This is a genomic window from Rhizobium sp. CNPSo 3670, from assembly GCF_057784555.1.
In genome coordinates this window covers 65576-83240 of the sequence record NZ_JBXSOL010000013.1, presented here as the reverse complement: position 1 = coordinate 83240, position 17665 = coordinate 65576, and the positions used below count along the sequence as shown (strand labels likewise).

The 17665-nt window shown below is 62.2% G+C and carries 18 protein-coding genes; 6 read left to right on the top strand and 12 right to left on the bottom strand.

From position 1 onward, the window contains the following. The first annotated feature begins 185 nt into the window (after positions 1–185). Entirely contained in the window at positions 186–2021 is a 1836-nt protein-coding gene (locus AC13QO_RS15650; RefSeq protein ID WP_488541159.1) for a PBP1A family penicillin-binding protein, read from the top strand. A gap of 30 nt (positions 2022–2051) precedes the next feature. On the opposite strand, the gene AC13QO_RS15645 is transcribed toward AC13QO_RS15650, so the two are convergent. Further along, a complete protein-coding gene (locus AC13QO_RS15645) occupies positions 2052–2918 on the bottom strand; it encodes a LysR family transcriptional regulator (protein ID WP_198175526.1) in 867 nt (288 codons plus the stop codon). A gap of 71 nt (positions 2919–2989) precedes the next feature. Here AC13QO_RS15645 and AC13QO_RS15640 point away from each other — a divergent pair, with 71 nt between their 5' ends. Both AC13QO_RS15640 and AC13QO_RS15635 read left to right on the top strand, forming a co-directional pair. Next, positions 2990–3961: a quinone oxidoreductase family protein gene (locus AC13QO_RS15640; protein ID WP_488541158.1), complete on the top strand. Its 972-nt coding sequence runs from the start codon at positions 2990–2992 to the stop codon at positions 3959–3961. Positions 3962–4244: 283 nt separating this feature from the next. Continuing rightward, positions 4245–5198, top strand: coding sequence for an NmrA/HSCARG family protein (locus AC13QO_RS15635; RefSeq protein WP_488541157.1), 954 nt, complete (start codon positions 4245–4247; stop codon positions 5196–5198). 9 nt (positions 5199–5207) lie between these two features. Here the strand turns inward: AC13QO_RS15635 and AC13QO_RS15630 are convergent, their stop codons facing one another. Together AC13QO_RS15630 and AC13QO_RS15625 are read right to left on the bottom strand one after the other, a co-directional pair. After that, positions 5208–6128, bottom strand: coding sequence for a LysR family transcriptional regulator (locus tag AC13QO_RS15630; protein ID WP_221114593.1), 921 nt, complete (start codon positions 6126–6128; stop codon positions 5208–5210). Positions 6129–6229: 101 nt separating this feature from the next. Beyond that, on the bottom strand, positions 6230–7267 hold the full coding sequence (locus AC13QO_RS15625) for a LacI family DNA-binding transcriptional regulator (RefSeq protein WP_085777348.1): 1038 nt from the start codon (positions 7265–7267) through the stop codon (positions 6230–6232). A 454-nt stretch (positions 7268–7721) separates the two neighbouring features. Here AC13QO_RS15625 and AC13QO_RS15620 point away from each other — a divergent pair, with 454 nt between their 5' ends. Then, on the top strand, positions 7722–9224 hold the full coding sequence (locus AC13QO_RS15620) for a DegQ family serine endoprotease (RefSeq protein WP_488541156.1): 1503 nt from the start codon (positions 7722–7724) through the stop codon (positions 9222–9224). 516 nt (positions 9225–9740) lie between these two features. Then, on the top strand, positions 9741–9941 hold the full coding sequence (locus AC13QO_RS15615; protein WP_488541155.1) for a hypothetical protein: 201 nt from the start codon (positions 9741–9743) through the stop codon (positions 9939–9941). A gap of 158 nt (positions 9942–10099) precedes the next feature. On the opposite strand, the gene AC13QO_RS15610 is transcribed toward AC13QO_RS15615, so the two are convergent. The 3 genes from AC13QO_RS15610 to AC13QO_RS15600 form a co-directional block, all read right to left on the bottom strand. Further along, complete coding sequence (locus AC13QO_RS15610; RefSeq protein WP_082240273.1) at positions 10100–10285, bottom strand: hypothetical protein; 186 nt, start codon at positions 10283–10285, stop codon at positions 10100–10102. Positions 10286–10458: 173 nt separating this feature from the next. Continuing rightward, the gene (locus tag AC13QO_RS15605; RefSeq protein ID WP_488541154.1) at positions 10459–10887 is read right to left on the bottom strand and encodes a DUF1515 domain-containing protein; all 429 of its coding nucleotides are present in this window, start codon (positions 10885–10887) and stop codon (positions 10459–10461) included. Between the two features lie 12 nt (positions 10888–10899). Next, positions 10900–11802 carry a hypothetical protein gene (locus AC13QO_RS15600; protein WP_488541153.1) on the bottom strand — a complete coding sequence of 301 codons (903 nt, stop codon included), beginning with the start codon at positions 11800–11802 and terminating at the stop codon, positions 10900–10902. A gap of 566 nt (positions 11803–12368) precedes the next feature. On the opposite strand from AC13QO_RS15600, the gene AC13QO_RS15595 reads away from it, so the two are divergent. Then, positions 12369–13220, top strand: coding sequence for a dienelactone hydrolase family protein (locus AC13QO_RS15595; protein WP_488541152.1), 852 nt, complete (start codon positions 12369–12371; stop codon positions 13218–13220). A 258-nt stretch (positions 13221–13478) separates the two neighbouring features. Here the strand turns inward: AC13QO_RS15595 and AC13QO_RS15590 are convergent, their stop codons facing one another. From AC13QO_RS15590 to AC13QO_RS15565, 6 genes are all read right to left on the bottom strand, one after another. After that, positions 13479–14021 (bottom strand): YidB family protein, encoded by a 543-nt coding sequence (locus AC13QO_RS15590; protein WP_285192965.1) that lies wholly within the window; start codon positions 14019–14021, stop codon positions 13479–13481. Positions 14022–14163: 142 nt separating this feature from the next. Beyond that, positions 14164–14502, bottom strand: a complete 339-nt coding sequence (locus AC13QO_RS15585; RefSeq protein WP_488541151.1) for a hypothetical protein — start codon at positions 14500–14502, stop codon at positions 14164–14166. 122 nt (positions 14503–14624) lie between these two features. Next, the gene (gene aac(3) / locus AC13QO_RS15580; protein ID WP_285192964.1) at positions 14625–15437 is read right to left on the bottom strand and encodes an aminoglycoside 3-N-acetyltransferase; all 813 of its coding nucleotides are present in this window, start codon (positions 15435–15437) and stop codon (positions 14625–14627) included. A gap of 212 nt (positions 15438–15649) precedes the next feature. Then, positions 15650–16660, bottom strand: coding sequence for a DUF3618 domain-containing protein (locus tag AC13QO_RS15575; protein WP_285193136.1), 1011 nt, complete (start codon positions 16658–16660; stop codon positions 15650–15652). Continuing rightward, the gene (locus AC13QO_RS15570; RefSeq protein ID WP_285192963.1) at positions 16660–17076 is read right to left on the bottom strand and encodes a phage holin family protein; all 417 of its coding nucleotides are present in this window, start codon (positions 17074–17076) and stop codon (positions 16660–16662) included. The genes AC13QO_RS15575 and AC13QO_RS15570 overlap by 1 nt, the downstream gene beginning before the upstream one ends. Further along, positions 17069–17635 carry a nutrient deprivation-induced protein gene (locus tag AC13QO_RS15565; protein WP_488541150.1) on the bottom strand — a complete coding sequence of 189 codons (567 nt, stop codon included), beginning with the start codon at positions 17633–17635 and terminating at the stop codon, positions 17069–17071. Before AC13QO_RS15565 ends, AC13QO_RS15570 begins: the two co-directional genes overlap by 8 nt. Between the last annotated feature and the right edge of the window lie 30 nt (positions 17636–17665).

The window sequence follows — 17665 nt, the reverse complement described above, 5'->3', positions numbered from 1 at the left end:
GGCGGGCAGCCACATCGGCTCCAACCCAGTGGATGACCACCGCTCTGGCCAGAACCCTCCGCAGGATTCGCGATCGGCGCACCAATCCGGCTGAAAGCAGCCAGCCCCGGTCCCTTCTGGCGGGCTGGCGGAAATACGCTCTCGGGTCGATCCTTCTTGTCTGCCTCCTCGTCGGAAGCGTGCTGGTGTGGGCATTGAAAGACGTGCCCTGGAGCGAGATCCGGGATGGAACGTTGAAGCCGGTCGTGGTGCTGGAAACCGCCGACGGCGCGCCATTGGTGAGACAGGGGCCTTATCAAGGGCCCTATGCGCGATACGACCAGTTTCCACCCCATCTGATCGATGCCGTGCTGTCGATCGAGGACCGCCGGTTCATGGATCATTTCGGCGTCGACCCCAGGGGCATCGGCAGGGCGTTTCTGCGGAACTTGGAGGCCGGCTCGGTGGTGGAGGGCGGCAGCACCATCACCCAGCAACTCATCAAGCTGCAATATCTCGACAGCGACCGGACGATAAAACGAAAGATTCAGGAGCTTGTCATCGCCGTCTGGCTGGAGTGGAAGCTCGGCAAGCATGAAATCCTGACACGCTATCTCAACAGCGTCTATCTTGGCGCCGGTGCGACCGGCATGCCCGCCGCCGCGCGCATCTATTTCAACAAGGATATCGGCGCCCTCAATCTGCCGGAGTCGGCGATGCTGGCGGGGCTGCTGCGAGCGCCCAGCCAATGGAACCCGATCGATAATTTCGAAGGCGCCCGGCAGCGCACCCTGGTCGTTCTCGACGCGATGACGGCCAATGGCAAGATCACCGCGCCACAGGCGACCGAGGCCAAGACGAGCTTTGCCAAGCTGCATCCAACGACGCCGACGCCGCGCTCCGGGAGCTGGTTTGCAGACTGGATTTCGCCGCAGGCGAGCGAAATCGCCGGCTCCTCGCCAGGGTCGACGACGGTGCGCACGACGCTGGTGCCGCAGTTACAGCAGATCGCCGAGAGGATCGTGAAACGGTCTTTGGACGGCGAAGGAAAATCCGTAGGAGCATCGCAGGCTGCGCTGGTTGCGATGACACCGGACGGCGCTGTCGTTGCGATGGTTGGCGGGCGCGACTACAAGGCGAGCCAGTTCAACCGCGCCGTCACTGCGATGCGCCAGCCGGGCTCCACCTTCAAGCTGTTCGTCTACTACGCAGCATTGAAGGCTGGGCTCACCTTGTCCGACCAGATTCTGGACGCACCAATTGAAATCGACGGCTGGTCGCCGGAAAATTCCGGCGGCAACTATAGTGGGTGGGTGACGCTCGCCGAGGCGTTCGCGCGATCGCTCAATGCCGCGTCGGTATCGCTTGCCCAAGAGGTCGGTCTGGACAATGTGATTGCCGCGGCGCGCGAACTCGGCATCGATGCGCCACTGGCCAATACGCCGTCATTGGCGCTCGGTACCTCCGAAGTCAATCTGCTCAATCTCACCAGCGCCTATGCCTCCGTCCGGCTCGGCAGGGCACCTGTCATGCCCTGGGGTATCATCGATTTCCAAGCGGCAGGGCAGCCAAAGGCCTTTCGCGTTGGCGCCCAATCGAAGCCGAATGTCGATCTTTCGCCTTACCAGTCCGACCTCCTCGGGCTCCTGCAACTGGTGGTCGAGCGCGGCACTGGACGTGGTGCAGATCCCGGCACCTTTGCGGCCGGCAAGACCGGCACCAGCCAGAACAATCGTGATGCCTGGTTCGTCGGCTTCACGGACGCCCTCGTCGTTGGCGTCTGGGTTGGTAATGATGATGACGCGCCGATGAAGGGGGTGACGGGCGGCGCCCTGCCCGCCCATATTTGGCGGGACTTCATCCGCGAGGCGACGATCGAGCCGACGCTCAACGGAGTGCGGTCGAGCGAAGTGGTCGTCGACGGTCAAGCCGCCCCGCAGTCCTGCAACATCACCGCCTGCTCGCGCAGCTACCGCTCCTTTCGCCCATCCGATTGTACCTATCAGCCCTATTCGGGCGGCCGACGGCTTTGCGAAAAGTGATCTGGTTCGGCAGAGATCCAACCGCAGGGACTACCGGCCAAAAGCGTTTTTCAGCGCATCGACGACGACGCGGACGGAGGGAACGTCCTTGATATCGGCATGGACCACCAGCCAGACCTCTCTCGTCAACGGCTGTTCGGTCCCGATGCGCTGGAGACCGCTGGACTCCGCGACGGCGAAATCGGGGAGCATGACGACACCTGCACCAAGGCTTGCAGTTGCAGCCTGGAACTCCAAAACGGACGATCTCACAGCGATCGGCCGGCCGGCGGCCAGTTCGACCAGCCGCAATTGCTGCGGTGAGGCATTCATGGTTTCGTCGTAACCGATGAAGGTCCAGTCCGACGGCGGAACCGCTTCGAGATAGGCCTTCGATGCGTAGAGATGAAAGCTTGTCTCGCCGAGCTTGGCGATCGCGTAATCTCCGTCCTGCGGACGCGACATTCGCACGGCCACATCCGCCTCCCGCCTGTTGAGGGAGGCGAGGCGCTTTTCTCCGACAAGCGTGATCTCAACGCCGGGATGGTCTCGCCTGACGGCTGCGATGGGTTTTGCAAGCAGCATGCTCGATAGCGCGGGAGGGGCACTGATCCTGACATGGCCGCGCAATTCCGTGGCGCTGCTGCGACCGAGTTGCTCGATGGCTGCTGTCTGGACGGCGACGAGAGCGGCGTATCTCGCAACCTGCTCTCCGTCCGACGTCATGATGATGCGGCGTCCGCGGCGATCTACGAGTTTGCGTCCGAGACTGGATTCGAGCGACGAAACGCGGCGACTGACGGTGGCATGTTCGACGCCGAGTTGTCTTGCTGCACCAAGCAAGGTTCCCGATTGCGCGAGCGCCAGGAAATGCCGAAGGTCGTCCCAATCGAGTTCTGTGAAATCTCTCCCAACCATTGTGCAGCAATAGGGAATTTTCACCCATCACGCCACCGCTTATTTTATCCGAAATAAGGAGAGCACGAGCGATGACCGACCAGATCATATGGCTGAACGCGGCCGGCGACATCAATCAGTTCCATGTCGAGCAGCGCCAGTGTGACAGCCCCCGCGATGGCGAGATCAGAATCCGTCACGAGGCGATCGGAACGAACTTTCTAGACATTTATCACCGGAAAGGTATCTACCCGATGCCGTCCTACCCCGCGGTGATCGGCGCCGAAGCGGCTGGAATCGTCGAGGCTGTCGGTCCGGGCGTCTCGACTTTCGAAAGAGGTGATCGCGTCGCCTATGCCGGGCCTCCGGTCGGCGCCTATCGCTCCGCGCGCAACATCGCCGCTGAAAGGGCGATCAAGCTGCCGGATGCCGTTTCGGCAAAAACGGCGGCGAGTTCGCTCCTCAAAGGCATGACCGCCTACATGCTGTTGAAGAAGACCTATGATGTGCGTGCAGGAAACCACGTTCTGATCCATGCGGCTGCCGGCGGGCTCGGCAGCATCCTCGTTCGCTGGGCCAAGTCGCTCGGAGCCACGGTGATCGGAACGGTCGGTTCCTCCGAAAAGGCAGCGCTCGCCAGATCTTGTGGAGCCGATCACCTGATCGTCGGGCGCGGCGCCGATTTCGTCGCGGAAGTGAAGCGGCTGACGAACGGGCTCGGCGTCGACGTCGCCTATGACGGGATCGGCGGGGATACGCTTCTCAAAAGCATACACTCTGTCCGCCCATTCGGCATGGCTGTCACCATCGGTCAGGCCGCCGGCGCCATTTCCCCGGTGCCTGTCGAGGAACTTCGCCCGGGCAAGGCGCTCTGCCATCCGAGCATCATGGCCTGGTGCGCTGACGTCGGACAATATCGCGAGGCTGCTCTCGCTGCGATCGGGGCGATGGAATCGGGGATCGTTTCGCAGATCGGCGCCGAATACCGTTTGGCCGATGTTGCGAAGGCGCAGGAAGAGATGGAATCCGGGCGCGCGGCGGGCAGTATCCTGCTGATACCCTGATTGCTTCGAGAAAGAACACCGGCAGAGATCATGGATCGCCAGCGCTTCCGCGCGGCGGCCTTCGACGGTCTGATCCGGTCGGGCGATCCGCGGCGACAGGCTGGACGCGTCTATCCACAAAATGGCATTATCTTATCCATTCCGGCCATCTTCAGCGGGAAAACCTATTTCGATAGAGTGCCGCCATCGAGGTGGGCGATCGGCAATGGACTGGCCCGCGCCCTGCCTCGCAAAGACGCCGGCCTGTCTGGTCGGCGTCGAATGACGGGAAAGGATGAAAGACATGTCTACAGCCAACAAGCCACTGATCGCAGTCACGGGTGCAACGAGCAAACAGGGGCGGAGCGTCGTTGCGACGCTTCTTGAAAGCCAGCGTTTCCGCGTCCGTGCTCTCACTCGAAGAAAGAATTCGCCCGAAGCCCTGCGTCTCGAAAAACTCGGCGCGGAAATTGCCGCCGTGCCCCTCGAACTCGGCCTTCAGAAGGAATTCGCTGCGGCATTCAAGGGCGCGGATGGCGCGTTTCTGATGACGCCGCCGATCGCTCCGCCGCAGACGACCGAAGCACCTCTCGGCCGGCAACTGGCGGACGCTGCCGTGGAGGCCGGCGTAGGACACATCGTCTTCAGCACGCTGGAGAATGTCGACAAGATCACCGGTGGGACGAAATATGCGCCGCATTTCACCGACAAGGCGCGCGTTGCAGATTACATACGGGGCCTGCCGATTTCTCATTCCTTCGTCATGCTGGCATTCTTCTACACAAACCTTATCGAGTATTATGCGCCGCGGATGGAAGGCGACACCCTGCTCTTGCCGATTTACCTTCCGGAAGATTTCCGGGCGCCTTTCGTCGATCCGCTGACGGCGACGGGGCCTGTTGTCCTGGAGATTTTCTCAAATCCTGAGCGCCACAACGGCAAAACGCTGCCGATCGTCGGCGATATCATTTCTCCGAGGGAGATGGTCGAAACCTTCCGACGCGTCACCGGCCTCAAGGCCGAGTATCGAAATGCTTTCACCAGGGATGGCCTTCTGCGCTATTTCCCGGAATTTGCCGCCAACGAATTTCTGGTTCGAGAGCTTCTCGGAATGGTCGAATATGCGGTCGAATATGGCTATTTCGGCAAGGAACACGATCTCGAATGGAGCCGCCGGCTCAATCCAGAGACGCTCAACTGGGAGCAGTTTCTGCGGACGACGGGATGGCGCGGCGACAAGCGGTCTTTCGGAAGTTGAATTAGAGGCTTACGACGGCCGGATTCCCGGCAGCTTGGCAATCTCGGCGGCAAGAAAGTCGACCAGCAGCCGAACGCGGGCAATGGCTGCACGCTCCGGAACAATCAGCAAGCTCAGCGGAACCGGCGAAGGCCGATAGTCGCCAAGCACCACTTCAAGCCGGCCGTCGTCCAGCAGATCTTGAACCAGCCAGAGATGTGTAGGACCGATGCCGCGTCCGGCGGCAAGAGCTTCGCGCGCCGCAAGCCCGTGATCGACACGCAGCCGACCGCCGACCGGGATCATGAATCTGGCGCCATCGGGGGCGGAAAGAACGAGCTGGTTGCTGCCTGCCACATTGGACATCACGATGGTTTCGTAGCGTGACAGATCGGCCGGACGCTCCGGCCGCCCCCGGGCGGACAAATAGGCCGGAGCGCCAACCAGCAGCCGCTGGCTCTCTCCGACCGCATGAAGTTTCATCGAGCTGTCGGCGAGAGGTCCAAGGCGAAGCGCCACGTCAACGCCTTCGCGAACCAGGTCGATGCGTTCGTCCGTCAGGTTGAGGTCGATGCGGATGTCCGGATGCCTGTCTTGGAAGTCGAAGATCATACGCGTGACATGCATCACACCGAGCGCTGCCGTACAGGAAAGCCGAACAGCCCCCGCCGGAGCCTGACGGGCATCTCTGGCTTCCTCAGCGGCCTGTTCGACCAGGCGCAGGATCTGAAGGCAGGTGGTGTAATAGCGACTGCCCTCCTCCGTCAGGGTGACGCGGCGGGTGGTGCGGCTGAGCAGCGGCACGCCGACAGCCTCCTCGAGTTCATTGAGGTGCCGCGTCACGGTGGATTGGCCGAGGCCCAGCTCCTTTGCGACCATTGACAGGTTGCCGCGCTCAGCGACCCGCACGAAGGTGCGCATCCTGTCGAAGGACAATCCGGTCTTATCCATTCTTAAGCACAGTGGTGGCCATCCGCACCATATACGGAATAATCCTGACTGTGCACAGACCTCAAGGCGCCCCCACTTCCATTATGGCGGCACGTGCCAGATTATCGCGTCGAACCGCGCGGCACGATGGAAAAGCCGCAATTGACCCTGTCTTCCCGGGGCGGCTCATCATGAATGGCATGCAGCAGCATGTCGGCGACGCGGTAGCCGATGTCCTGGCGCGGGATGTGCACCGTCGTCAGCGACGGCTCGATGAAGGGCGAAAATTCCAGGTCGTTGAAGCCACAAATGCCGACATCCTCCGGCACGCGGATGCCGCGCGCCTTGCATTCGATCAGCACGCCGAAGGCTAGTTCGTCGCTCTGGGCAAAGACGGCATCGACATTGGCCACGCGCTCGAGCAGGCGGGAAAACAGCTCTCTGCCGAGGCCGATACGGCTCGGCGCATCGCCGCCAATGATGAGATCCTCGTGGAAAAGGCCGGCTTCCCGCATCACCGCCTCGTAACCCTCAATGCGCCGGCGCGAGCGGACATCGGCGCCGCGACCGATCAAGGCGATCCGACTATAGCCCCTCGACAACAGGAACCGGGTGGGCTCGGCGCCCGCCATATAATGATCGAGGCCGACGACCAGGCTTTGTGGCTCCTGACTAAGATCGGTGACATGGGCGATGGGACAGGGGGCGCTCGCCAGCAGCGGCAGAAGATCGCCGTAGTACTCGGCGCCGGCGATGATGACGCCGGCCGGCTTCTGGGTCAGGATGGATTTCAGCAGGCCGGCTTCACCCTCGCCATGGTGCAGCGTGCTCGAATATTGCACGGTGAACTCCGTGCCGCGGAAACAATCCTCGATACCGATCATCAGGGCGGCGAAGCCGTACTGGTGCAAGGCGGGGGTGATGACGCCGACAATGCCGTTGTGGCGGCCGGCCAGCGCCCGGGCGGCAAGATTGGGGATATAGCCCATCTCCTCGACCGTGCGCAGAATTTCCTCGCGCAGATCCTCCGAGACGATTTCCGGATTGCGCAATGCACGCGAAATGGTGATCGGGCTCACGCCCACCTTCTTCGCCACGTCGCTCAGCTTCACATGCATCCCGCGCTCGGCTTTCCGCCCCCGCTCAACCGAATTCTTCATCGCCCCTCATATACCGTGGGCCAGACGCGCCTGCGGCCGATTCCCCGGTCATGACTTCCTGACGAAGAAATATTTTAGAGTCCACTAACTTTTATAGCCGCAACGGGTTCCGGAGATCCGACTTTGCCGAAGCGAGCGGGACCGCCTTTATCAGGCGAGACGGCCGGCAGTTGGCGGGGAACGCGGCGGCTGGCGCGCGCATCGGCGACGGATGTTAAACTTCAGTAATGTCTTACAAATCGGCAATATCAACATGATCAATATTTAATTTGTAAAGCCATCCGGCGTGATCATATTTAATCCCGAGCGCGAATTCTTCCCCCCTCCGCGATCGTCGCCTCCCGGCGATCCGCGCCGGCGAACGGAGGAATTGGCGCACCTCATCCGACGCCAGGTCCCAGACATGGAACTACGACGCCGTCACAAGCCAACGTTCTCGCAAGGGATAACCACCATGTCACATATTCTCAGCAAACATCGCACAGCAGCACTTGTCGGGGCCGCCATCATCGCCGGCGCGGCATGCCTTCCCTTCGCCGTCAATTCGCCCAGCGCCTTTGCAGCACCATCGGACACGGGCGGTATTCTCGCCCCGAGCGGCTCCTTCGCCTCCGTCGTCGACGCCGACAAGCCTGCCGTCGTCACCATCACCACGACGATGAAGACGACGGATGTCAGCGCCGAGCAGGAATCGCCGATGGACGAGCAGTTCCGCCAGTTCTTCGAGGATCAGGGCATTCCCCTGCCGCGCCCGGCGCCGCAACAGCGCGGCTCCCAGCATGCGATGGCGCTCGGCTCCGGCTTCATCGTCAGCCCGGACGGCCTGATCGTCACCAACAACCATGTCATCGACAATGCGCTCGACATCAAGGTGACGCTCGACGACGGCACCGACCTGCCCGCCAAGCTGATCGGCGCCGATCCGAAATCCGATGTCGCCGTGCTGAAGGTCGAGGCAGGCAAGCCGCTGCAGACCGTCGCCTGGGGCGATTCCGACAGGCTGAAGCTCGGCGATCAGATCCTGGCGATCGGCAACCCCTTCGGCATCGGCACGACGGTAACGGCAGGCATCGTCTCGGCCCGCGGCCGCGACCTCCATAGCGGGCCGTATGACGATTTCATCCAGATCGATGCGCCGATCAACCACGGCAATTCCGGCGGTCCGCTCGTCGATCGCGAGGGCAAGGTCGTCGGCATCAACACCGCCATCTACTCGCCGAACGGCGGCAGCGTCGGGGTCGGTTTCGCCATTCCCTCCGACGAGGCCAAGGCGATCGTCGCGAAGCTCGAGAAGGATGGTTCGATCAATCACGGCTATCTCGGCGTGCAGATCCAACCGGTCACGAAAGATGTCGCCGACGCCGTCGGCCTCGACAAGACAGGCGGCGCGCTGGTGGCTGCCGTCTCCGCCGATACGCCGGCTGCCCATGCCGGCCTGAAGCCCGGCGACATCGTCACCTCGGTCGGCGGCGAGACCGTCAAGACGCCGAAGGACCTGTCGCGTCTCGTCGCCGATCTTTCGCCGGGCACGCAGAAATCGCTCGGCGTCTGGCGCGACGGCAAGACCATCGATCTCAACGTCACCGTCGGCGCCAATGCGGATGGCCGGAAGCAGGCTGCGGCGACAAGCCCGGAAGCGCAGGGCCGCGCCTCCGGCCAGCCGAGCCTCGGCATCGGCCTTGCCGACCTGACGCCCGATGTGCGTCAGCAGCTCAACCTGCCGCGCTCCGTCAGCGGCGCGGTGGTCGCCAGCGTCAATCCAGATAAATCGGCCGCCGCCGCCGGCATCCAGTCGGGCGACGTCATCGTCTCGGTCAACGACCGGCCGGTGCACAATGCCCGCGACGTCAAGGCCGCAATCGCCGAAGCCGGCAAGGCCGGCCGCAAATCCGTGCTGCTGCTCGTCGAACGCGACGGGAATAAAACCTTCGTCGCCGTACCCTTCAACGCGGCCTGAGGCAATCCCAGGGAAGAGCCCCGCGAAAGCTGGCTCAATTCGCTGACAAAGTCTCTTCCGTCATGCTCGGCCTTGTGCCGAGCATCTGACCACCTTAAATGTTCCGGTATAAAATCTTTTATTTTCAATGGCTTACTTTGACGTGCGCAGATCCTCGGCACAAGGCCGAGGATGACGTCAGGATCTATGGCTATCCGGCTGCGGCACAGAGCTGCGGCCGGCCCTTGAAGCATATGGTAAATGGCGGCATTTCCCCTCGAAAACAGACACTGAAACAGGCTGTTGCGCCATTGCCTGACAAGGCCGCCGGCTGCCAATCAACCGCCGCTGGACGAATTAACCCTACTGCCTTACCTTAATATCAGCATCAACTTGAATACATCCCGCCCTGTGACATCGTATTTTCATGATCACTAATTTGTTCCGGCATGGCGCGCCGGAACGGTGACTCGCTTTTCCCGAGAGGGACCGGCTTCGTGCATCGAGCAGCGCCGCAACATTGAACGGAGGGTATGCATGAATAATGTGGTGGAATTTCGCGCCAAATGCCCGGACGACGAAAGCCTGGCCGACTGCCGGGAGGCGCTTGAACCGCAGGTGATGAAGATCGTCGCCGAGGCCGTCGGCAGGGGCTATCCAGCGGCCGAAGCGGCCATGGTGGTCGCCGATATCGCCGACGACTATATCCTGATGCTGTCGCGCGAGCTGCGGAAATAATGGCGCGGCGTGCGCAGATCCGCACGCCGACAAGGCGGAAATGAGGGAATCAGTGGACCGCGCAGCGCCTGCCGGGGTAGCAGGGGTACAGGAGACGAGACCGGCCACGCGGCCCGGCGATCCTAACGCCGGATAATGCCGGAAGTTCCGGCCCGGCGTTATCGCCATTTCGGCTGGGGCGGCGGCGCATTGGCCCGGATCTCATGCAGCGGTGCGTGAGACCCGAGTAGCTTTTTCAGCTTCTTCTCCTCCGCCGGGCCAATCCCAAACTTGCGGCAATGCTCGGCAACGTCATGCTCCCGAGGCCCCGGAACGCGAACTTGGCGGTTGCTCATGCTCTTCATGTTCGTTTCCTCCTTGAAGGGGATAACAAACAACCGGCATTTTTGTTCGTTAGAAAAGTCTAATTTTAGTAAGGGGCGAAATACGGCAATATATCAGCGGAGCTGACGCCGTTATGCTGCGTTTGACTTGCCAGCATTCGCCGTCAGTCGATTGCCAACCGCAAGGATGGCGCTCAACTGATCTTCAGCCAATGCCTGAGTGCCGCCACAGCCCCGTCGCTGGCATAGGCAATGACCCCACCCGTCGTCAGCCCGGCGAAGGCAATCAGCCCTGAGATGCCATAGCCGATCGACTTCATCCGTTTCCACTCTTCGAGCGCCGGGCCGACCGTCTCCTGGTTCTTGTCGACGGTATCCTTGAGCGTCAGCATCTCGGCGCGGATCTGCACGTCCGCTCCGCCTGTCATCGCCACTCTCGTATCGAGATGGGCGATCTGCCTTGCCTGTTCGTCGAGCCGCTTGTGGATCACGGCACGGCCCTCATGGGCATTGGCTTTTTCGTCGCTCATCTCCTGGCGCAGCAGCGCGACGCTTTCCTCGATGCCGGTCAGCCTTCCCTCGACGCGCCCGAGCGCGCGCAGGATATCGTCATTGGATGTCATGGCGGGGCCACCTCAAGAATTGAATTTCAGCTTTTCGGACTGGGCAATGCCGCTCGAAATCCGGTCGATCATGATCGGCTGCGGGTGGATGAAGGAGACCGGCGAAAGCTCCCCGACAGACGGCGCCGGACGCACCACTGACCCCACAGGCATGACGACGGCGCTCACGCCTTGATAGGTGATGACGTTGCCGGCGATGCTGGCCACGACCTGCGTGCTCAAGCGCGCCAAGCCATCCGGGCCGGAATAGATGTGCAGCGTCTGCTCGGGCCTGAAGATGCTCGCATCCGCGACGACAATCTGGTTATAGGTGGCAACGCCGTCAGTCCCGGCCTGCGCGGTCAATGTCGTGCTCGCAAGCTCCAGCATGCCGGGCCAGACACCGCCTCTGGAGGGGGAGACCCAGGCTGCGTAAGTATCGATTGCCGCGTCGCAGCAAGCCGATGTCTGCGCAAGAATATCATCGCGAAGCCGCCATTTGCCGGAAGCGTCCGTTCCATCCGACGGCCAGCTGTTGTTGGTTCCATAGACCTGATACTCGGCCCTGAGGCCGAGATCGTTGCAGGTGATCGTCCCGGTCGCCGGCGAAGTGCCGCCGGCGAAACTATAGGTGAAGGTGTTGGCGTCGACGACCGATATTACATAGCTTCCATTGTAAGCGGTCGGCGTTGCTCCCGAGATACTGACGGTCTGGCCTGTCGCAAGTCCGTTGAGGCCGCTTGCGATGGTCGCCGTGGCGACCGTGCCGACCGAGGTCAGCGTGATGTTGCGTGTGACGGTCGTCCGTCCGAGCGGCGGGAAGGCAACGATTCTGGCGCCAGAATATTCGCGGTGATCAAGGACTTTCGACCGCAGAAATTCACTCCAATGCCGATTCGAAATCTGCGAAGACGAATTGTTCAAACGTCGGTCCAAAACGCCCCTCCACCCTCCGTCATCCCAGGCCTTGAGCCTGGGATCCATGCCCGCCCCTGGTGGAGCCCAGCGTGGATCCTCGGGTCAAGCCCGAGGAGGACAGAGCAAGGGGTGGGCATGGTGCCACACCCACAGTGGTGTTCGATGACGCCGGCCGGAAAGCCCTGGCGAATGACGCACGCCATCGAAGCGTCGCCGGCCTTCGCCGTCGACATCACCTTTGGATTCAAATCTCGCAGCTTGGATTTACGGTAGGAATTAAATGATCCGCCGGGGGGTGATCAAGGACTTTCGAGCGTAGAAATTCACTTGGATGTCGATTCGAAATCAGTGGAGGCGAACCGGTCAACCGTTGGTCCAAAACGCCCCTCCACCCTCCGTCATTCCAGGGCTTGTCCCTGGGATTCACGCCGATGCTGGTGGAGGCCAAGGTGGATCCTCGGGTCAAGCCCGAGGAAGACGAAACAAGGGTGAACGCTGCGCCAAACCCCGCGGTGGTGCGATACCATCCAACGTGAGCGAGGAATATACTATCAACAGGCTGCCGATCACAGAAGGAGGAGTCTGTGAACACCACCGTCTCAGGACTTCTTCTTTGCCTCGCCACTTTTATCGGCGTGCACCTGTCCGCGAACCCGGCCGATGCCGAGGAACCGGTGCGGTTCGAAAGCGCCCCCGTCAAGCTCAGCCCGTTTCGCATCCGCAAGGCCCTCGAACAGGGAGAAATTCTCTCCCAACCGCAGGGCACGCCGTTGCTCGGCTATCTATCCCGCCCTGCCGGCGACGGCCCCTTCCCGGCGGTGGTCATCCTGCATGGCTGCGATCACCTGCGTTTGAGCGTCAAGGAGCTTTGGCCGAAACGGCTGGTGAGATGGGGCTATGTCGTGCTTGTCGTCGACAGCTTCACCACCCGCAAGCTCGCCGACACCTGTCGAAGCGCTCTGCCCGAGCGCGTCTTCGATGCCTATGGCGCTTTGGACTTTTTATCGAAATCAGGCTTCGTCGATATCCGGCGCGTCGCCTTGATGGGCTTTGCGGCCGGCGGCACCGCGGCGCTGGACGCCACGAAGACCGACGGCAACGAGCAGCTTATGGAGCGCAAGTTCAGGGCGGCGGTTGCCTATTATCCCGCCTGTGACGCCGATCGCGGCGACCCGACAGTACCGACCCTGATCATGACTGGCGAGAGAGATAATTGGAGCCGGGCCGAACGATGCCAGAAGAGGCTTGCCCGCCTCAGCGACAATGCCCCGCCCGTCGAGCTCAATGTCTACAAGGGCATCTATCACAATTTCGATGCGCCGGAGTTCATGGTGGGACGGAGAGTGCTGGGTCATATCGAAAAATACGACGCCGACGCCGCGGCGAAGTCCATGCGCAGCGTTTACGCCTTTCTACGCAAGTACCTGGCAAACTAAGCCTGCCTGATCTCAGGAGGATCGATCGCGGCGCAGCTCCCCCCAACCTCCGCCATTCCAGGGCCTTGGAGCCTGGATGCCTCCCGCCGGTTGCCCGGCATTTACCGGCACCCCAACCTCCGTCATCCGAGGCCTTGAGCCTGGGATCCATGTCCGCTGCCGACGTGGATCCTCGGGTCAAGCCCGAGGAGGACGGAGTGTGAGGCGATCTCTGCGGCAAATCAATCCAGGGCGATATTTACGCTCCGAACTGAACGCCTAAACCTCACTCGGCCGCCCTGACGTTGCCTGGCTCGCCGAGGACGTGAACGCCTCTTCGGCGCTCGGCACTTTCCCCTCCGGCGTCAGATCGTCGACGGCCTTCGGAAGATCGCGGCTCAGCCGCCCGAGGATCTCCTGATGCGAGAGGCCGGTATTCCTGGCGATCTCGTCCAGGACATCCGGGCCGAGGGCTGTGGCAAGTTCGCCGTCATTGATGTCGGCATTCTGGCCGCGGCGCACCCAGGATTCCATCTTGTCGCCCTGGCCGTTCTGCTGAAAGGTCTTCAGGAGGTCGCCGAGGCCGCCGCTGACGATGCTGCCGGACGTCAATCCACCGAGAAGGCCGCCCAAGCCGCCCAAACCACCCCCGGAACCGGCCAGTCCGCCGAGAATGCCGCCGAGCCCGCCTGATGGCTGGCCTCCGGCGCCTGCCTGCTGCGGGTTCTGGAGGCCCCGCAGGAGCTCCCGGATCTTGTCCCTGTTCTGGTAACCGGCAACGGCAAGAACGGCGAGAAGCGCCTTCATTTGACCGCTCATCATGATGAAATCCTCCTGTGGTGCTCCGTGGGTTCAAGCCAGTCGGAGCGCTGTATGGGCGCAATGTTCACAAAGTTGGAAAGCTCCCCGCCGGCGGGCGCAAGATCCCGTGCCGGCGGCATTGTTCGACTGTCTCAAGGCCGCATCAGATTTCCGGGCAACCGCGCCGGTTGGCGAAGATCATCCGATCCGGCCCGCGGCGGGTCATGCCCTCGACGACGATGCTGCGCGGCGACATGCGCACGACTCGGGCCCGGCGCAGGCCTTCGCTGCGGGCGATGTCGAGCGCATCGTCAGGATCGCAGCGTCGCGGTCCCCGGCGGTCGTAGCGGTCGTAATCGCGATCACGGTCACGGTCGTAGACGCCGACGCCGCCGGGGCCGATGCGCAGCTCCATATCCTGGGCGGCGGCAATCGTCGGTGCGATCGTCAGGCCGGTCATGGAGGCCAGGCCGATCAACACGAACTGAAGAGACTTATGCATGGATTCCTCCCATGGCCTTGTTTGCTTATCGCCATACCAACATCGCCATCGGGATTTTGTTCCGTGAGGCCGGAGGAGCCTGCGGGGAGAAAGCAAGGGCCTGCACGACAGCGCGGAGCCGCTCAGCGTGCTCGGGCGTGATGCTCCAGCCAGGCGACTGCGAAGCTGCAGATCGAGGCCGCATCGACCAGCACCGATGGCGCGTCTCCGACTGGACCCTGTGTGCCCTGCCCGCTGGCGAGAAAGGCGCTGACGATCCGGGCGAAGTAATCGCTTTCGAGGCCAGGCACGACCGGGTCGCCGGTATCGAATTCCTCGAGCATGCGCCATACCACGCCTGCTGGCGTGGCAAAGGGCACCTCGTAGCGGCGCAGGCGCTTGTTCGGGATTTCAGCCAGATGCTCGGCATGGTGGAGAAGGGTCATCGTGTCGAGCGGGGCTCCGGCTATGAGGACCTTGCCGCCGGCCGCCACGAGTTTGGCGAGCGGCGAGCCATCGCCATAGCCGTAATCGAGCGGATGATCGGCGGTGAGCCAGTCGGCCCTGACGCCGATCGCCGCGACCGAGGCGCCCGGATTGCCGCTGCGCCGCGCCCCTGGCGTGGTTCGAAGGAATTCCGGGAAGATGCCGTTATCGCGGATCGCCCGGGAACTGATGGGATCGAAAGGCGCAATATGGTCGCGCCATTCGAAAGGAACGCGGCCGTTCTCGTCGAGCAGTTCGTCATAGGCGCCGTTCCAGTCCGCATAGGCGACGATGGTGCCCGACGGGCCGACGACATCGCGCAGCGCATCGATGAACATGTCGGGACCGTTGAGCAACCGCCCCAGTCTGCTCATGGCGGCATGCACCATGACCATGTCGCCGGCGCGAAGTCCGAGCTTTTCCAGATCCTTGCTGAGCGAGAGACGGGTGTGAAAGTGCGGAGCGGTCATCGGCCAACGATCAGCAGGACACGACCCGGAGTCAATGCTCCCGGGCGGACCTCAGGGCACCATCGCTCGCGATACCCTGCTGCCGCTCACGCGCCTCCTGCCTCCGCGCCCGCGGCGGGCTTCCGTTTGGTGCACCGCTTTCAAGGACATGAACCTGGTGGTCATCGATGACGGTCCGTGGAAGCCTCCCTGCGGCCGCCGGTATGGATCTTCTACCGCCGATCGGTGCCCCCTGGGCCATCCTTGCGATCTATGAAAGCTTCGGCTTCATCCACCACGCGTTCCTTGATGGCATCGTGAGCATCGGACGCAACGTCCACGGCCTTGTGATAGACTTCCGACGCTACCTCTTTGCCTTGCGAGACGACGTCCTGGGCCTGATGACTGAGGCTATCTCTCGTGCTATCTGCGGCTTCGCCGACCAACTCATCCTCGGTATCGGTATGGGGCAGCGCCGCGCCGATCGCTGCACCGACCGCGAAAGCCAGGGCACCGCCGACGAGCGGCTGGTCGCGGAAATGGGTGAGGATCGACTCGTTGAGTCTGCTCGTTTGCTCCTGAAGACTGGTCGCCGCCGAAGAGGATCGGCTCGACAGCGAGCTCGCCGCGTCAGACGCACGGGCGCTGAGGTCGCTCGCGGCGCTTTTCGCCTGCTCCCATTTCTCCGCCGCCCAGCCGGTTGCCGCGTCGAGCATTGCACCAGTCTCGTCGGCGATCTGATTGATCTGCTTTCCGCTGGCGTCGGCGAAGCCACGATAGGTCTTGCCCGCCTCGTCCATGAAATGGCCGGCACGACCTCCTGTTTCGTCAGTCAACGCTTTCAACCTCTTGCCGGATTCATCGGCAAAATGGCTGTAACGGGCTCCGTTTTCCATTGCCGGCGGGCCAATCCGGCGAACCCGTCCAGTCGCCGGGTAAAGCGGGTATTCAGGATCCTTGCTCCAGGTCGCCGTGTCGCCTGATGAAGGACTGCCTTTTGCCATGAGCCAGGCGAGGCTCACGCCCATCAGCGCGACCGGCAGAGGGTTCGCCTTGAGGGCGTGGCCAAGATTGCTGACATACTCTGCGCCGCCGCTTCCCTTGGCATATGCGATGACCTCATCGATGAGTTGGCCCGGCGACATCCGTTCCTGAATCGCGTCAATCCGATCTCCTATGCGGCGGCGGTCTTGGTCGATCTCCCACTGAAGCTCGGCCGATGTTTTTTCCGTTGAATTTTCCATCAGATTTTGTCCTTCACAACATCGACGTCGCGGCGAAGCGAAGTCGCAGTACGATCCAGTTTCATGTTGTTGGCGCGAAGCGCGGCGAGGCCCCGGGCGACCAAGCCCCAAGCGATCCCGGCAATGATGATGCCGACGATCAGAGAGGCGAGCGCACTGGCAGTGGTTTGGGTAAAACCCTGTGTCACGAGGAAGGCCGCGAGCCCGCCGACAAGGGCACTCAGCAAGACGCCGACTGCCCCGATCGCCAGGACCACTCCGAATAGGAGAACCTCCACGCCGCTGAGCGCCTGCGAAAATTTTTCCGAGGCTTCCGTCTTGGCAAGGTCGATTTCCTTGCGGAGCAGGCCCGTGACATCACCCAAGAGGCCACCGACGAGCTCGGAGAGGGGTGTGTTCTCTGAAGTTTTAGCCATTGTTCTCACCTCCGGTCGTTGCGGCGCCGGGGCGCAGGCCAATCGACGGTTCGCGCGGCGCGGCAGCTGTTTGCCTTTTCGCGGAGGCTGTCAGGAAGCGGCTTGCCGCCAGGCCCGCAAGTGCGGCGATCCCGAGAAAGGCGAGCGGTTGCTTGCGCCCGAAATCCTCGGCCATGGTGGCGATTTGGCCGATGTCCTTGCCTTCCATCCGCCGAGCGACGGTCTGCACGCTCCGCCCGATTTGCCTGGCGTATCGCCCGACCTCAGCCTGACCGGAGCTTTCCATTTCGGCGCCAGCTTTCTCAAGTGCCGTTGCAACGCCGCCAACCTGGCGAGCAGCGAAGCTGGTGCGTTCGGAAATGACTTCCTTGGCTTTCTCGACGGCCGTGTCGGCGCCTTCCTTGATCGCTTCCTTGGCCGCGGAAATGTCTTCGCTCACCTTCGCTTCCAGATCGGAAACGGACGTGCGCGTTCCCGGCGAAGAACCAAAGGCTGGGGATGAGGACGGTGTCTGCGCCGTTGCGCTTCTTCCTGCCGGATCTGTGAAATCGTTTTGCATGTCTAACCTCCCATGTCGTGGCGGCGACTG

Excerpts from the sequence above, each read along its gene's own strand:
- AC13QO_RS15645 (WP_198175526.1), bottom strand. The coding sequence starts at position 2,918 with ATGGTTGGGAGAGATTTCACAGAACTCGATTGGGACGACCTTCGGCAT.
- AC13QO_RS15640 (WP_488541158.1), top strand. The coding sequence starts at position 2,990 with ATGACCGACCAGATCATATGGCTGAACGCGGCCGGCGACATCAATCAG.
- AC13QO_RS15635 (WP_488541157.1), top strand. The coding sequence starts at position 4,245 with ATGTCTACAGCCAACAAGCCACTGATCGCAGTCACGGGTGCAACGAGC.
- AC13QO_RS15630 (WP_221114593.1), bottom strand. The coding sequence starts at position 6,128 with ATGGATAAGACCGGATTGTCCTTCGACAGGATGCGCACCTTCGTGCGG.
- AC13QO_RS15625 (WP_085777348.1), bottom strand. The coding sequence starts at position 7,267 with ATGAAGAATTCGGTTGAGCGGGGGCGGAAAGCCGAGCGCGGGATGCAT.
- AC13QO_RS15620 (WP_488541156.1), top strand. The coding sequence starts at position 7,722 with ATGTCACATATTCTCAGCAAACATCGCACAGCAGCACTTGTCGGGGCC.
- AC13QO_RS15615 (WP_488541155.1), top strand. The coding sequence starts at position 9,741 with ATGAATAATGTGGTGGAATTTCGCGCCAAATGCCCGGACGACGAAAGC.
- AC13QO_RS15610 (WP_082240273.1), bottom strand. The coding sequence starts at position 10,285 with ATGAAGAGCATGAGCAACCGCCAAGTTCGCGTTCCGGGGCCTCGGGAG.
- AC13QO_RS15605 (WP_488541154.1), bottom strand. The coding sequence starts at position 10,887 with ATGACATCCAATGACGATATCCTGCGCGCGCTCGGGCGCGTCGAGGGA.
- AC13QO_RS15590 (WP_285192965.1), bottom strand. The coding sequence starts at position 14,021 with ATGATGAGCGGTCAAATGAAGGCGCTTCTCGCCGTTCTTGCCGTTGCC.
- AC13QO_RS15585 (WP_488541151.1), bottom strand. The coding sequence starts at position 14,502 with ATGCATAAGTCTCTTCAGTTCGTGTTGATCGGCCTGGCCTCCATGACC.
- AC13QO_RS15575 (WP_285193136.1), bottom strand. The coding sequence starts at position 16,660 with ATGGAAAATTCAACGGAAAAAACATCGGCCGAGCTTCAGTGGGAGATC.
- AC13QO_RS15570 (WP_285192963.1), bottom strand. The coding sequence starts at position 17,076 with ATGGCTAAAACTTCAGAGAACACACCCCTCTCCGAGCTCGTCGGTGGC.
- AC13QO_RS15565 (WP_488541150.1), bottom strand. The coding sequence starts at position 17,635 with ATGCAAAACGATTTCACAGATCCGGCAGGAAGAAGCGCAACGGCGCAG.